The organism is Cyanobacterium sp. T60_A2020_053 (assembly GCA_015272165.1).
Classification (GTDB): Bacteria; Cyanobacteriota; Cyanobacteriia; order Cyanobacteriales; family Cyanobacteriaceae; genus Cyanobacterium.
Genome location: JACYMF010000058.1, coordinates 75861 through 91428 on the forward strand (window position 1 = coordinate 75861; position 15568 = coordinate 91428).

Annotated in this window: 12 protein-coding genes; all 12 read right to left on the reverse strand. The window is 34.9% G+C overall.

Annotation, left to right across the window (positions count from 1 at the left end):
* Positions 1-83 precede the first annotated feature (83 nt).
* Positions 84-1280: a DNA double-strand break repair nuclease NurA gene (locus IGQ45_08465; protein MBF2057242.1), complete on the reverse strand. Its 1197-nt coding sequence runs from the start codon at positions 1278-1280 to the stop codon at positions 84-86.
* 126 nt (positions 1281-1406) lie between these two features.
* A complete protein-coding gene (locus IGQ45_08470; GenBank protein MBF2057243.1) occupies positions 1407-1700 on the reverse strand; it encodes a type II toxin-antitoxin system RelE/ParE family toxin in 294 nt (97 codons plus the stop codon).
* Positions 1685-1873, reverse strand: a complete 189-nt coding sequence (locus IGQ45_08475; protein ID MBF2057244.1) for a hypothetical protein — start codon at positions 1871-1873, stop codon at positions 1685-1687. Before IGQ45_08475 ends, IGQ45_08470 begins: the two co-directional genes overlap by 16 nt.
* A 117-nt stretch (positions 1874-1990) precedes the next feature.
* On the reverse strand, positions 1991-3778 hold the full coding sequence (gene proS, locus IGQ45_08480) for a proline--tRNA ligase (GenBank protein MBF2057245.1): 1788 nt from the start codon (positions 3776-3778) through the stop codon (positions 1991-1993).
* Positions 3779-4182: 404 nt separating this feature from the next.
* Entirely contained in the window at positions 4183-4533 is a 351-nt protein-coding gene (locus IGQ45_08485; GenBank protein MBF2057246.1) for an endonuclease domain-containing protein, read from the reverse strand.
* 340 nt (positions 4534-4873) lie between these two features.
* Positions 4874-5092, reverse strand: a complete 219-nt coding sequence (locus tag IGQ45_08490) for a hypothetical protein (GenBank protein ID MBF2057247.1) — start codon at positions 5090-5092, stop codon at positions 4874-4876.
* A 150-nt stretch (positions 5093-5242) separates the two neighbouring features.
* Positions 5243-9205, reverse strand: a complete 3963-nt coding sequence (locus IGQ45_08495; GenBank protein MBF2057248.1) for an Eco57I restriction-modification methylase domain-containing protein — start codon at positions 9203-9205, stop codon at positions 5243-5245.
* Between the two features lie 164 nt (positions 9206-9369).
* Complete coding sequence (locus tag IGQ45_08500; protein MBF2057249.1) at positions 9370-12768, reverse strand: NgoFVII family restriction endonuclease; 3399 nt, start codon at positions 12766-12768, stop codon at positions 9370-9372.
* A gap of 10 nt (positions 12769-12778) precedes the next feature.
* Positions 12779-14236 carry an ATP-dependent DNA helicase RecQ gene (locus IGQ45_08505; protein MBF2057250.1) on the reverse strand — a complete coding sequence of 486 codons (1458 nt, stop codon included), beginning with the start codon at positions 14234-14236 and terminating at the stop codon, positions 12779-12781.
* Positions 14237-14281: 45 nt separating this feature from the next.
* Entirely contained in the window at positions 14282-14677 is a 396-nt protein-coding gene (locus tag IGQ45_08510; protein ID MBF2057251.1) for a hypothetical protein, read from the reverse strand.
* A gap of 2 nt (positions 14678-14679) precedes the next feature.
* Positions 14680-14988 carry a hypothetical protein gene (locus IGQ45_08515; protein MBF2057252.1) on the reverse strand — a complete coding sequence of 103 codons (309 nt, stop codon included), beginning with the start codon at positions 14986-14988 and terminating at the stop codon, positions 14680-14682.
* 146 nt (positions 14989-15134) lie between these two features.
* Positions 15135-15518, reverse strand: coding sequence for a 50S ribosomal protein L7/L12 (gene rplL, locus IGQ45_08520; GenBank protein MBF2057253.1), 384 nt, complete (start codon positions 15516-15518; stop codon positions 15135-15137).
* Positions 15519-15568: the final 50 nt, after the last annotated feature.

Consider the following 15568-nt stretch of genomic DNA (forward strand, 5'->3'; position numbering starts at 1 on the left):
TAGTTCAATTTATTGAACGAAAAACTATTGGTTCCGTGTAATTCATTACACGGTGGGTAAAGTCCGAAGATAGAATCTATCCCCTAGGCAATACTGCCTCTTTTTCGGGCTTCTTTGTAAGATGTGCCAACGTTACGCAATCCTGACTTTAACATCTGTCGCTCCAAAAGAGCGAAAAAACGACTGCGATCGCCACCTTTCACCACTGCTAAATTATGGGCTTCAGCAAGGGCGACAGGATAGCCAAAACCTTTTTCAATTTGAGCAAGGGTAATACCCAGCGCCCTCCGCAATATTTCATCATCTTGGGCTACCCATTGGGGAAACTCTACCCTAGCGATTTCCACTCCGCCATGAAGATAACAAAAATAGGGACGTAAATCATCAGGATAAAGCTCTAAAATACGGGAATTGCTACGGAAAAGGGCGCTACGTTGCCCCGGTTGTAATAATGTTGCCCATAAAGTAGCATCTCGTAACGGTTGGAACTTTTGACAAGGATATTTTTCCATGTCATTATCACAATAAGTATAGCAATCCGGTTGCTCATAGGGACAAGCTACTAAGCGCAGAAAACTATTGGCATCCATAGCGCGCGAAGCACTCAGATAACCCACCCAAGGAATTTTACTTTCTCGTAGTTTTTCCCAAGCGTTGATAATGGGCGTTAATATTTCCTCTCTCGCTTCGTGAGGTAAATTTTCTAAAAACCAATATACCAAAGAACCATCACTCATTGCCAAATTAGGGGTATCAAAATGGGCGCCCGGCGGATTAACCCAAGTACAAGCCATATTTGCCAATGCTTCCCCCTCCGCCACCGTGCGCTGATAACCCATCCATTCTTCCGTGCGCACTCCCCACTGGCGATAACGGTTTAAATCGGCAGATTTATAGTAAATTTCGGGAATACTATCTAATAACGGATGTAAATTTTGCCCATAATGAAGCATGATTCTACCGATATTGATCAAGTAACAATAGGCAATTTCATGATGTGACGGGGCAATTTGTGAGCCATCACTGGAAAATACTGTATGACGGGGAGGGGCGCTGGGTATATCAATTACTTTTGATATTGGTTCAATGGGAGTAGCAGGGGAAAAAATCAACCGATCACGAAAGCGCCCGTAAACCTCCATAAATTCCTCTTGTCGAGTCTCTAATTTTTTCAAAAATTCTTCAGCAAGGAGTAACCGTTGACTGCTGAAATGAGCCTCTTTCTGCATTTCCTGCCCTACTTGGGGCATTTGTTGCGCTAATTTTGCTAAATCTAACATTAAATTTCCAAGAAAGAGAAAGGGAGAAAGGGAGAGATAATTAATTATGAATTATGAATTATGAATTATGAATTATGAATTATGAATTATGAATTATGAAATAATAATTTCCTTTGCCCTTTGCCTTTAATCCGTGAGATAGAGTAATTTTTTACCGTGAATCACTGCCAAAATGGTATAAAGATCATCATCACAGCGATAAATGAGGCGATAACTATAGGCAAACTCCTCCATAGTATGACAATCATCAAACTCTGGAATCGGGCGCCCTTCACCGTTACCAGAAGCCAAATTTTGAGTAATACCGAGAATTTTTTGTACTACCGCCGCCGCATAGGAAGGGGAATCCCTCGCAATGTAGGCTGCAATAGCTTCCACATCTTCCACCGCTTTTAAAGACCAAACTACTCGATAAGCCATTTATTTAGCAACCCCTCTACTTCCACCTGTCGCAAAACCCCCTCGCATTGAGCCATTTGTAAGCCTTGATGAATTTTGCCTAAAACATACAAATGATATTGTATATCCTCAATGGTGCAATCATCACTTAATTTTCTCAACATCGATTTTACTTTTTCTTTTTGAGAACTCATAATTCTAGCTACAAAACTTAATGCTGAATAATATTATTTTTATTTATTTTTAATTCAATTCAGTTTTTGATATTTCAATAGAGACGTTACATACAACGTCTCTACTAAATGCAATGTTTAAAAATTTTTAATAGTTTTTACTACATCTTCAATTAAAACATCTTCACTAGCTTTACTAGCGCGCACCACCAATTCCACTTTACCATCCTTGAGAGAGCGCCCAGTGACGATACGATAAGGAATACCAATTAAATCAGCATCCTTAAATTTTACCCCAGCGCGCTCATCCCGATCATCAAGTAAAGTCTCGATACCAGCTTCATTCATCTCCTGATGTAGTTTTTCAGCTACCTGCATTTGATTAGCATCAGTGATATTTGGCACAACAATGATGGCATGATAGGGCGCAATGGCAACGGGCCAAATAATACCATCCTTATCATAGAATTGCTCTACGGCAGCCTGTGCTAACCGTGATACCCCAATACCATAACAGCCCATGACAAAAGGCTCTTCCTTGCCTTCCTCACTGGTATAGGTAGCGCCCATGGCCTCAGAATATTTCGTGCCTAATTGGAAAATATGCCCTACTTCAATACCTCTCGCTGTTTGTAGTAGCTGTGTAGGATCATGTATTGCTCTGTCTCCCGTTTGAGCTTTGCGCACATCAACAATTAATTTTGGTAAAGGGAAATTTTCACCCCAATTAGCGCCCACCGTATGATAACCACATTCGTTACTACCGGTGACAAAATTAGTTAAATTTACCACCGTTTGATCAGCCATTCTCAAAAAACTAGGCTCAACATGGAGGGAGGGCGCTATGTAACTATCCGCTAAATCTGGGGCAATATAGCCTAATGGTAAGGGTTGACCAGCCCATTTGGCTTGAGCATCGGGGTCTGGTACAGTTAAACTAATCACAGTTTTAGCATCATAATTAGAAGCTAATTTGACCAATTCATTTTGTAATTTGACTTCGTTAACATCTTGATCCCCTCTAATATTAACTAAAACTAAGACGGTTTTCCCTGAATCATAAACCGCTTGATACAAAACATTTTTAACAATAATAGTCGCTGAACATTGTAAAAAATCTGAAACTTTAGCAATGGTTGCCGTATGGGGAGTTTCTCGTTTTTCAAAACTACTGAAAGGAGAAGGTATCACATCGGAGGGTAAAGAAACCGCTTTTTCCACATTAGCGGAATATTTGCCATCTTCCGTGTAGAGAATATCATCCTCTCCAGCATCTGCTAACACCATAAATTCTTGCGAACCAGAACCACCTATAGCGCCCGAATCCGCTTCTACAGCCCGAAAACTCAAGCCACAACGGGTTAAAATATTGCGGTAGGCTTGATCCATATCCTTATAGGTTTCCTTGAGACTTTCTACGCTAGTGTGGAAAGAATAACCATCTTTCATGATAAATTCTCGACCGCGCATCAAACCAAAACGGGGTCTAATTTCGTCTCTAAATTTAGTTTGAATTTGGTACAAATGTATTGGTAGCTGACGATAAGATTTGATCATATCCCTAGCTACGGCGGTGATAACTTCCTCGTGAGTTGGTCCTAATCCCAACTCTCGTTTTTGGCGATCAACGAGGGAAAACATGATGCCTTCCGCTTTGGTGTAGGTATCCCAGCGCCCGGATTCCTGCCATAAATCAGCCGGTTGGATTTGAGGTAAAAGGCATTCTAGCGCCCCTGTAGCGTTCATTTCTTCTCGGACGATTTGGGATACTTTTTGCAAGACGCGCCACATTAACGGTAGATAAGCATAAATACCGCTACCGATACGACGTATAAAACCGGCGCGCAATAGTAATTGATGGCTAGGGATTTCTGCTTCTGCTGGAGTTTCCCGTAAAGTTACCCATAACATCTGAGATAAACGCATATTTATTTTTTCCTCTTTAAATCCTCAATAAGCCCTGATTATATCAGGGGGAGGGCGCTGGTTTCAGGTTTGACCAAGTAAAAAATTTAAGGGAGATACCCCAATAAGGGGGGAGATTACGGAAAAAAGGGAGATCCCCCCCTACCCCCCCTTGATAAGCAGGGTGTTTTCAAAGTCAGGATCAAAATTGATTTGTTTTTGACAAGAAGACAGGTTGACAGGGAGACAGGAGGATTTTTTACTATTAATTGATTTATTAGTAGTTAAAAACCTCTGAATTTCAGATTATTGGCTAGTTTGAGAAACTAACATTTTTGGGAATGAAAACGCCCTGCTTGATAAGGGGGGAATTGGACGGAAAGTCCCCCTTGATAAGGGGGATTTAGGGGGATCTGAAACTATAACTACGGAATCATTCCCTCAATTATCCTGACAATTCCTTCTAAATTATGTAAAACTTCTTCATTATTAAATCTAATTACTTTTAAACCATATCCTTCTAATATTTGAGTTCTTTGCAAGTCATATTCTGGTGCATTTTCTTGATAATGACTTTCTCCATCAACTTCTATTACTAATTTTAATTCAGGACAATAAAAATCAACAATAAAGTTATCAATAGGGCGTTGTCTATGTATTCTAAATTTAAAATTTCTTAAATAATCATACCAAAGTTTTTTCTCTGCTTTGGTCATATTTTTTCTTAATTCTTTTGCCCTATTAACAAGATTTTTATTATATGGTAAGTAGCTCATTTCGTAACTTCCGTTAAATAAGTTGGTTTACTCCCCTTTTATTCCCCCCTTATCAAGGGGGACTTTTTCATAATTTGATCCCCCTAAATCCCCCTTATCAAGGGGGACTTTTTCATAATTTGATCCCCCTAAATCCCCCTTATCAAGGGGGACTTTTTCATAATTTGATCCCCCTAAATCCCCCTTATCAAGGGGGACTTTTTCATAATTTGATCCCCATAAATCCCCCATAATGTTGTGTAATTATTTTATCTAATTATTAAATCTCATTAAAAATTTATTAATTGTAATAATTTCTATATTTCTAATTAAAACATTTGTATCTAAAATAATGCTTAATTTAGTCATCTTTTAATAATTCTGTTAATATTTCAGGTATTAAACCATTGACTTGTGCTTCTTGGCGAATTTGACTAACAATTTCTTCAAAGTTAGATGGTTGCAAAATTTCTTTCAGAATAAAACTACAAATTTTAGTAGCGTCTTTTTGTTGATTAATATTTGCTTTTTGATAAAGTTGAGCTACTTGCTTATCTACTTCAATTATGATTGTTTCCATTGCTTTTCTCCTTTCTTATTAGAACATCATAGCATTATTTAATTTTGTTTAAAATCGCCGGGAGAGAAATCGAGTTTTTGATAGGGTTTAAAACTAAAAACTTAACTTTATAAAAAACCCGATTTCTACCTATATTCTGCATTAAAGGGTTTAATCTGAGTCTAATTCTTTACCCATGCGATACTTTATATCATAGTTAATGATAAAGTCTAATTCCTCGTCACTAAAGCCATAATGTTGCGCTAATATTTTATCTATTTCATCTATTATTGGTTTTGATTTAGAAATAAAAAAGGTTTGTAATTCAATTTCACCTGTATTAACTTGTTTTCTAATTTTTATTTGCGAATTTTTTTTAAAATCTTGATTTAATTTATCCGATAAATCATTCAACTGTAATTTTATATCTTCTGACATATCATTTAAATTACAAGTAAATTTTTCAATATCTTTAAAACCACAATGAAAACCATCACCATGTAAACGCCAATAAAAGTAAAATAAGCTAGAGTTAAGCAAACAAATTAACATTTTTATGTATTTATCTTGACAATTTAATATTTTAAAGTCATCAGAATGAGTAATAGTTCCATCAGCTTTTTTAAAATACGGTTCAAAACTAATTGCTTTAATAAAATTATTAACTATTCTATGTATATAAATAGGATTTTTAGATGTTGTTAGAATATATTTTTTTAGATTTTTATCATTACTATATATTTTGTCAATGATAGATAAAGTAGTAGTTTCAGTAATTCTAGCAATCCAGCCTGTGTGAATATATTTATCATTATTTTGATAACTAAGAATATCTATTAGATTATCTCTTTCTTCTTGTCGCCAACGATAATATTTTGTCAAATAAAATTTCTTATTATTTAAATGTTTATTATTTAATAATAAAATTGTTAATCTTTGCGCTGCACCTTCAAATAAACGAGAAGGAAAAATATCAAATGAAGAAGCATATATTAAATTATATGATTTAATACAGTTTTGTAGAGATTTTGTTCTTTCAGTACAAATAGAAGAAATGGGTACAATCCAACCAATAAAACTAGATTTTTTTGTTAAAATTGTTCCTCTTTCTAGTACAGGTGCATAAATATTACCGCATTTTTCAGTTTCATAACCTTTGATTTGATAATCCTTTTTTACCTTGCTATATTCCACATAAGGCGGATTACCAATAATGACATCAAAACCGCCATTATTAATAATTGAATAAAACTCCGTAAACCAATGGAAAGGCTGATGAGAAGCTAACCAATTTTGATAATCCTTTTTCTTTTTAGTATCGATGCCATATTCGTGCGCTAAATATTGATTTAACTCCTCATTTAAACTAGCTAAACTAACTTGTAACTTTTGCTTAGTTTCAGCAAAACCAGCGCCCTCCCCCTGAGTTTGAATAGTGCGGAAATATTGATAAACTTCACTTACTGCCTTAGCCTTGTCGTTGATAACTGACATATTATCGAATAAATCGAGCTTTTTTTGTTCAGTGCCAGAAATAGCCTTTTTCACCTCATCATAAGTAGCAAAACCCACTAAACTATTACCACTTCGAATATTAAAATCAATGTCAGGTAAAGGCTCAATGCCGTAATTTTGAGCAGAAGGATTAGGAATAATTTTGGAAGCTAATTTAAGAAATAATCGCAACTTACAAACTTCCGTTGCTTCCTCCATAATATCCACCCCGTAAAGATTATTAAGGATGATATTTTTTAGAATAAAATAACTACGATTAGGGTGACTTCTCACATTAGCTAAAATGCCTTGAAACTCTTTTTTTGATCTCCCTAAATCTCCTTTATTAAGGAGGACTTTTTCAGCATTTATTCCCCCCTTCTCAAGGGGGGGTAGGGGGGGATCATTTTCAGTATTTGATCGCGCAGCGCCACTTCGTGATCCTCCTAAATCCCCCTTACTAAGGGGGACTTTTTTTGTATTTGCTCCCCCCTTTTTCAAGGGGGGCTGGGGGGGATCGTTTTCAATATTTGCCCCACCTAAATTTTCCTTATTAATGGGAATTTTTTTCTCAGTAAATTCCTGCATTTTTTCTAAAGAAACATCATAAAGAGGGTAAAGAATATTTAAAGCAGAGAATAAAAAAGCGCCACTACCACAGGTTGGGTCTAAAATAGAAATAGTAGTTAATTTTTCATAGAAAATCTGGAGAGTTAAGGGCGAATTAAAATTAGTAATAGCATCTTGAGCGAATTGGCGAATATCAAGATTATAGGTAATTAAATCATTGATAGAGTTGATTTCGCCGTTAATTAATTTCTCTTTAACTTCAAAATAACGGTTTCTTCGGGCGATAACTTCGCGCCAAATTTCTGTAGGTAAACTATAATTTTCGGGCGCTGATTGATTCCAATTTTCTCTCGCCGAAACGTCATTTATTCCTTTGGCAATATCATCAGGTAATGGTAAATTGACACCTTTTTTAACTGCTTCATAAATGTATCTATCGGGGTTTTCTTGTAGTAACAATCCCCCTAAATAATGCGTAAAAATAGAGACTTTTTTCCCATTTCCTCCCCCCTTTTTCAAGGGGGGCTGGGGGGGATTGTTTTCCGTATTTGATCGCGCAGCGCCACTTCGTGATCCCCCTAAATCCCCCTTATTAAGGGGGACTTTTTCCGCATTTCCTCCCCCCTTATCAAGGGGGGGTAGGGGGGGATCGTTTTCCAGATTTGATCCCTTTAAATCTGCCTTATTAAGAGGGACTTTTTCTATTTTTAGATTTAATTCTGTTAATACTGCATCGAATAGGTAGGGAATAATGCAATTTTTACTAATATATTCGGTGATGTCTTCTTTGGTGTAATAAGCGCCCATCTGTTTTTGATTGATATATTTCTCGAAAATATAACCTAAAACATCGGGATTAATTTCGTTATCTGCTTTTAATGGTCTATCATCTAAATACCAGTTATATTGATCGAAAAAGTCAAATATTTTCTCAAATGCTTCGTCTTTTATTTGAATATCATAATATTTATTTTCTAAGGGGTGAATTTCAAATAATCCTCCGTTTAAATATGGTATTTTTCCTAATAATTCTGTCAGGTGCGGAGGGCGCTTTTCGTTGCCTAATCCTTCATGAAATAATTTTAATAAAAAGTAACGATAAAATGAGTAAAACGATCCCCCTAAATCCCCCTTATTAAGGGGGACTTTTTCCGCATTTCCTCCCCCCTTATCAAGGGGGGGTAGGGGGGGATCATTTTCAATATTTGCCACCCCTAAATCCTCCTTATCAAGGGGGACTTTTTCCGCATTTCCTCCCCCCTTATCAAGGGGGGGTAGGGGGGGATCATTTTCAATATTTGCCACCCCTAAATCCTCCTTATTAATGGGGACTTTTTCAGCATTTACTCCCCTCTTATTAAGGAGGGGTAGGGAGGGATTATTTTTGATTTCATTTAATTTATTCCTGAGATAATCTGAATCGCTATTTAAAAAACCTTTTTTCTGGATGAAATAGACAAACATTAAGCGGTTAAGCATCAAAGAGGCATACCATTGCTTGTCAAAATCGGTGGTTATTCCTTCAATAAAACTTAAAAATTGACCATGTTGTTTTTTAAATTTATCATAAAACTTTTTAGTAATTTTATCGACATCAAAGGCTTTTTTAGCTTTGGCTTTAACATCAAGTAAATTAAGTTTTTCTTCTTCATCTAAAGTGACATAGATAGTGTCTAAAACTTGTAACAAAGCCTCTTTTTTCTGGCTAGAATATTCAATGGTGCGATTAACTAAAGGTTGATTATTTTCTCTTTTTACCCATTGCCATTTTTGATGTTTGTCTAACTGTGAAGCATAAATAATAAAGTGTTCGTAGGAATATTTAGTAATTTCTTTATCTATTTTTTTGAGGGTGGCAGAGAGAGGAATTGATTGATTTTCTAGTAAGCATAAGAAAACATAAAAATTTCGTTTATAGGCAAGAGGAGTTAAAGTGAATACTTCGTTTTCAACAGTAATATATTTATCAGTTTTATCTTGAGGATAATCCCATCCTAATTCTTCGATGAAAAGAGATTTAAAGTTAAATTTCTCAAGATATTGAGTAACTTTTTGACGGTTGATTTTCATGGTTATTTATGATTTACTAAATTTTAAAATACCAGTAATTTTGAATTATAGCAATCAGGAATCAGTTATAAGTTCTCACGCAAAATTAATTGTATATTTGTGACCTGATTTAGTTTTTCACATTTCAGTAGGGACGTTGCATGCAACGTCCCTACATTAACTTATTATGTGAATAGCCTGTTCATTAATCCCAAAGAACAAATAATTTGATTGTCTATCATCTCTTTATCTTCGTGGGTAACACATAAGGCAGAATTTTCCCAAAGATATACTACCATATTGGCTAATTGTTCATCCTTAATACCACTTTTTAATTGATGATTTAAACGGCGGAGGGCGCTTTCTTTGAGAGGGTAATTATAGATGTTTTCCACTGCCTCAACTAAGTTTTCCCATTCTTTGCCTTGGGCGAAAAGAGGCGTTTTTTTTATTTTTTCTATATAATCCATCAGACGATTATAAGTCCTCGCTTTAGCGCTTTTTGGACTTCCTAGTTTTCCATTTCCTGATATTTTCTGCTGTTGTTTAGTGATAATTTTTATACCTTTTTCGACTAAATCAAAATGATGGGGATGACGAGAAATAGCTTTTGTTTCCAATTCACAACGGGCAAGGCGTAAAATGCGATTCTGAGACTGGGTAACGCTGTTACCATTTTCATCAACATAAGCTAAGGCATCAACACCATCGCTAGTACGCATATATACCAAAATACCATGAGGATTAATTTCTTGTGTGAGATGATGACGAGTAGAATAAATCACATTAGGTAATTGTTCAATTTTTTGGGCAATATGGGGATATTTTTCTTTCGCTGATTCCCAAATACTGAGCGCTTCTGAGACTAAATCCACTTCGTTATCTTCTATGTCATCGAGAATACCGGCTTTTTCATGGTATAAATCCAAAACAATATTATCATTTTCCCCTTCAAAAAATATTTCATCAGTGCCGACAACTCCGGCATTTTCGTTTAAACGATGAATTAATCTACCTCGAAGATTAATTATTTCTTCTACTCCTTCAGCTGGTAAAAAAGAATAACAGAGTATTTCTTGAGCTTTTTGCCCAATGCGATCAACTCTTCCAGCCCTTTGAATTAAGCGAATAATCGCCCAAGGCAAGTCATAGTTAACGATAATGCGACAATCTTGGAGGTTTTGCCCTTCTGATAGTACATCTGTTGCAATTAAAACTCTTAACTCTTGTTCTGAAGAAAAAATCTTGTTGTTACTTTTGGGGCTAAATCTTTGGGCAAGGTTAGTAGGATTGTCCGATTTACCTGTGGCACAAGCAAAATTGCTTAAACCTAATTCTTGTAATTTCTCCCCTAAATGATTAACAGTATCAGCAAATTGAGAGAAGATTAATATTTTTTCATCAGGATGGGTTTCAGTGATTAATTTGTATAGGGCTAATAGTTTTTGGTCATTTTTAATAGTCCATTCTGGGGTATTTTTGAGTATTTTCAAAAGATTATGGGCATCTTCTCTTAACTCTTTTTCTAAGTCTTCGTTAAATAAACTTGGTCTAATCCACTTAAATCTTTTGGGGTATTTTTTACTGTATGTTTGATAAATTTTTTCGGCTTTTTGCCAATAAATAAATTCTTGTGTTTCTTTTTGTTCAAAACTTTCTATATCTTGTTTATTGTCTTCATTATTTTGATTTTCAATATCTAAGTTATTGCTTAAAATAGCATCGGTATCTTGATCATTTAAAGCCTTATAAAATAAGTCCACATCCTGAGAACCGATAGGAATATCTAAGTCTGATTCAAGGGCATAAAGATAAATATAATTTCTTAAAATATGTCTCTCGATGGACTCAATAAAAGCATAACCACTGCTTTCTAATCTTTTGAATAAATTGGTACGACAAAAACCAATTAAATTTTTCCCGGCGCGCGCCAAACTATCGAGTAAATCTTTCTCTTTCTTTGTCAAGGATGATTGTTTGATATTACCTAATTGATAACTACCTAAAGCATAACGAGGTAAATTGAGGTTACTAATAATATCGACTACTTGGAGAGAATAAAGTTGATGATAAGGATCGTTTTCTTCTAGTCGAAAAGTGGCAGTTTTAGGAATACGATCTGGAAAATAAAAAGGGCTACCATCAGCAAATTGTAAATATTTTTGATTTTTTTCCTTATCTAATTGTGCATAATTATCTCGGATAAAACTGCGTGTTCTACGCACCATATATTTACTCATTAATTGTTGCCAATCTTCTGGAAATTCGCTTTTTTCAAAGGCTTTTAAAGTGCGAGGACTAATATCGGGATGTTGGATGGCAAAATTAGTCTTTCTTAATAATTCTTCTGGTCTGATACCCAAATCTTCATCTTCCCCAATAAATAATCTTAATTGTGCGGATAAATCAAAATAACTTTTATTGTAAGGAGTAGCGGTTAATAAAATGCAACGACTGCCACTTTGTTGAATATAATCTTTGATACAAGCATATCTTTTTCCTTCCCGATTCCGTAGATTGTGACTTTCATCGATAAGGACTAATCTAAATCTAGCTGGAATATTCTCTAATTTTTTTTCTACCATACTAAAGGGTAGTATTTTTGCTTTTAAACCATAGGTATCCCGATAGTTTTTCCACATCTCAACGAGGTTTTTAGGACAGATAATTAGGGTACTAAAACCGAAATCTTCTTCTAAAACACGAGCTATGGCAGTTCCAACGATGGTTTTTCCCAAGCCTACCACATCACCAATAATGACACCACCTCGCCGATTAACATGATGACAGGCAATTTTGACGGAGGCTTCTTGAAAATCAAATAGGTTAAACTCAGGGGGAATGGTGTATTGATTTAAACCGTCTCTGGCTTCTTGAGAAAGATGATAAGCCATTTTGAGATAGATGTAGTAAGGGGGAATTAATTTTTCTGTTGCCCAACTTTCATCGATAATGTCGGCTAATTCTTGGCTAATATCCACACAAAATCGATCATTCCAGCGCCCTTCAAACCAGTTTTGTAGTTTTTGTGTTGCATCATGATCTAAAACATCAATATTTAATTCTCCTTGATTTTTTAATCCTGATAAGGTGAGATTACTACTACCTAAATAACCAATGATGGGTTGATCTCGGTCATTTTTGTAGAGTAAATAAAGTTTGGCGTGAAGGGGATAACGTAGGTGAAGTTTAACTTGAACTTTATTGCTGAGGAGTTGTTGTCGTAGTTGTTGTAAACCTTTTTCATCGGCGGTGGTGGGAATACCCATCATTAATTGTTCCCGAAACTCACGGGCAACGATTCTTTTTAAGTCGTTAGTTTGTCCTTGAGAAAAGCCGTCTGATTTTGTGTTGAGAATTTTTAATTGTTGATAAAGTTCCATTGCTGGTAATTTTTGCATCCCAATTAAAACTCGACAATTATTATTTTCTCCTCCCAGAAAATTATCTATTTTATTAGCAATTAGTCGCCATCCTCTTAAATTGAAATAGCCTACACAAAAATCAGCGCTATGAGCTGAATTGATACTATAGTCTAAGTTTTCCAGTAGTTGCTGATCGATATTGTCGAATATTCTAGGCATAAAATTTACTTTAATTTGGCTTAGTTCTACTACAATTATCACATTTTCCACAACGAAAATTTATGGGAGTATCAAAACCAAAAGAATTCAAGAGAAAATACCAACGACATTTTTTTGTGTGTAAATACTCTTGCATATTTTGAGCTAATTTTTGCTCTCTCTCGATCATGGATTTGATGGCATTAGTAGCATTATTTACTGTCAATTTATAATTAAATGGGTCTTGCCATTGCAGTTGTTTACTACTAGCTAAAATTGCTAAATAAATTTGATAGTCTTGATTATTAGTAATTTTAAGTAAATTATTAATATTTTCTTGTGGTGGTAATTTTTTAATAAATTTTTCTGCTTGTTGATATTGCCGTAATGTTTGTGTCAAAAAATATTGTTGTCTTTGTTTATCGGTAGGGTCAAAAAATCCTGTTTTTTCGCTAATTAAACTAATGGCTTGAGTTATTTTGCCATCTCGTCCTCCTCTCCCGATTTCTTGGATATATTCTGATAATAATAAAGGGGTTTGATAATGTAAAATCCAGCGTAAATTAGCCTTATTTATACCCATGCCAAAGGCATTAGTTGAAACGACAAATTGAGTTTTTTCGGCTAACCAATCTTGTTCTATTTGTCTTCGTTTGATACTAGGTAAACCGGCATGATAAGCATTATTTTTATATCCTAAGTTTATCAAAAAGTCAGACAAATTTTCTGCTTCTTTTCTGGTTCTTAAATAAATTAAACCGCTTTTATTTTTATTTTTGTCTAATAATTGAATTACCTGATTTTTTCTGCTTTTAGGTGTCCAAATCTGTTTAATTTCTAGTTGTAAGTTAGATTTGTAGGGATTAACTAAAAATTGTTGTGGTTGCTGTAGTTGTAGCGTTTCGATGATTTGTTGACGGGTGAAAGTGTCGGCGGTAGCGGTAAAACAGGCGAGGGGAGGTAGGGGATTTTTGCCTAAATTCCAGCGCACTCCGCCCAATCTGGTATATACTGGTCGAAAGGTATTACCCCACTGAATTAAACAATGAGCTTCATCGATAATAATACCGTTGATGATGACATTCTCACGGGTGATGAGTTGCCACAGAGGCGCGCTGAGGAGAGTTTCTGGGGATAAATAAAGTAATCTTAGGTGATTATTTTGTATTTTATTGATGGTAACACGGCGACGGGCGCTGGGTATTTCACTATGAAGAATATCCGCAGGGAGATTTTTTTGCCATAATTCCTGCACTTGATTTTCCATCAGCGCCACGAGGGGAGAAATTACCAGAGTTAAACCTTTTTGTAACAATGCTGGTAATTGAAAACAGAGAGATTTTCCCCCACCCGTAGGCATTACCGTTAAACTATCTTTTCCTTGTAAAATACTTTGGATAACTTCCCCTTGGGGATGTCGAAAATCATCATAACCCCAAATTTCTGTTAACTTTTCTCTTAACTGAATCAGGTCATTCACAATATTAATAAAATATTTTGGTATTTATATAATAATTTCAATAGGTTAAAAATACTATACTTCTCTTGATTTTATTTCGTGTTCAATTAAGTTAATAATCTGTAAAATACTTCTGGATTCACTTGGTTCTACCATTGACTCATCTTCAATGTGGACATGATGAGGAAAGTTTGGCAAATCGGGGAAATGTTCAACATTATCCCAGCGTTTTCTTAATATTTGTTTAGTTTTATTCATCCATTGATAACGATAACTGAGTGTTACTAATCGATCATTAATTATCGTACAAGATTCTGCTATTTCTAAAAAATCTTCATTCATTAAAGTAATTCTTGCTCGAAAATAACCCCTTGTAAATAAAATTCTTTCATCAATGATACTAAAGGATTTGATTATTGTACTTGTATCTAGTTTATTCTTAACTAAATCAAGATAATTTTCTAAAGTTATCATTATTTACCTTTTTTAAGTTCTTCCGATGCTGACAAAAACATTTCGTAAAAAACACTCCATTCAAAAAAATCTATATCATCGCCTAATTTTCCTTGACGAAACTGTTTATAAAAACTATTAGATGACATTTTATATTTACTTTCATAAACTTTTAATTGAGTTTCTATATCTATAATTTTTTTTTGAATAGTATTAAATTCATGGATGTTTTTATTTACTAAGTTTATTTGTTTATCTAATAACTGTTTTTCATCTTCCGAAAGAGATAAAATAATTTGAGTGAGAGAATTAACTAATTGCGTATTCATATTTTTATTACATAATATGTTTAAACTTTTTATTCTATGTTATCAAAGTCAAGGGTTTAAAACGTAGATAAAACTGAATTAACTAAACTAATAAAAAACCCCTCTCCACATAGGAAAGGGGTTAACATTGAGACAGAAGAAAAAAATTATTTGATGGAAGCCTTAGCACCCGCCTCTTCTAATTGTTTCTTGATAGCTTCGGCATCTTCTTTGCTAGTAGCTTCTTTAACTGCTTTAGGTGCAGATTCTACTAACTCTTTGCTTTCTTTTAAGCCTAAGCCAGTGATACCACGAACTACTTTAAGTACATTCATTTTAGAATCACCGAAACTTTCGAGGATAACATCAAATTCAGTTTGCTCCTCTACTTCTTCAGCCGCAGCCGCAGGGGCAGCCGCCATCATCATACCGCCGACGGGCGCTGCTGCACTTACGCCGAATACTTCTTCAATTTGTTTAACTAACTCAGACGCTTCTAAAAGGGTAAGAGTTTTTAATTCTTCAACAATACTGTTTACTTTATCAGACATAATTAAAATCGATCTCCTATGGTAAATAACTAGACAAGGCAAAAACGTTA

Bases quoted from the DNA above. Each gene is read 5' to 3' on its own strand.
- IGQ45_08465 (MBF2057242.1), bottom strand. From the start codon at position 1,280: ATGTTAGATTTAGCAAAATTAGCGCAACAAATGCCCCAAGTAGGGCAG.
- IGQ45_08470 (MBF2057243.1), bottom strand. From the start codon at position 1,700: ATGGCTTATCGAGTAGTTTGGTCTTTAAAAGCGGTGGAAGATGTGGAA.
- IGQ45_08475 (MBF2057244.1), bottom strand. From the start codon at position 1,873: ATGAGTTCTCAAAAAGAAAAAGTAAAATCGATGTTGAGAAAATTAAGT.
- proS (MBF2057245.1), bottom strand. From the start codon at position 3,778: ATGCGTTTATCTCAGATGTTATGGGTAACTTTACGGGAAACTCCAGCA.
- IGQ45_08485 (MBF2057246.1), bottom strand. From the start codon at position 4,533: ATGAGCTACTTACCATATAATAAAAATCTTGTTAATAGGGCAAAAGAA.
- IGQ45_08490 (MBF2057247.1), bottom strand. From the start codon at position 5,092: ATGGAAACAATCATAATTGAAGTAGATAAGCAAGTAGCTCAACTTTAT.
- IGQ45_08495 (MBF2057248.1), bottom strand. From the start codon at position 9,205: ATGAAAATCAACCGTCAAAAAGTTACTCAATATCTTGAGAAATTTAAC.
- IGQ45_08500 (MBF2057249.1), bottom strand. From the start codon at position 12,768: ATGCCTAGAATATTCGACAATATCGATCAGCAACTACTGGAAAACTTA.
- IGQ45_08515 (MBF2057252.1), bottom strand. From the start codon at position 14,988: ATGAATACGCAATTAGTTAATTCTCTCACTCAAATTATTTTATCTCTT.
- rplL (MBF2057253.1), bottom strand. From the start codon at position 15,518: ATGTCTGATAAAGTAAACAGTATTGTTGAAGAATTAAAAACTCTTACC.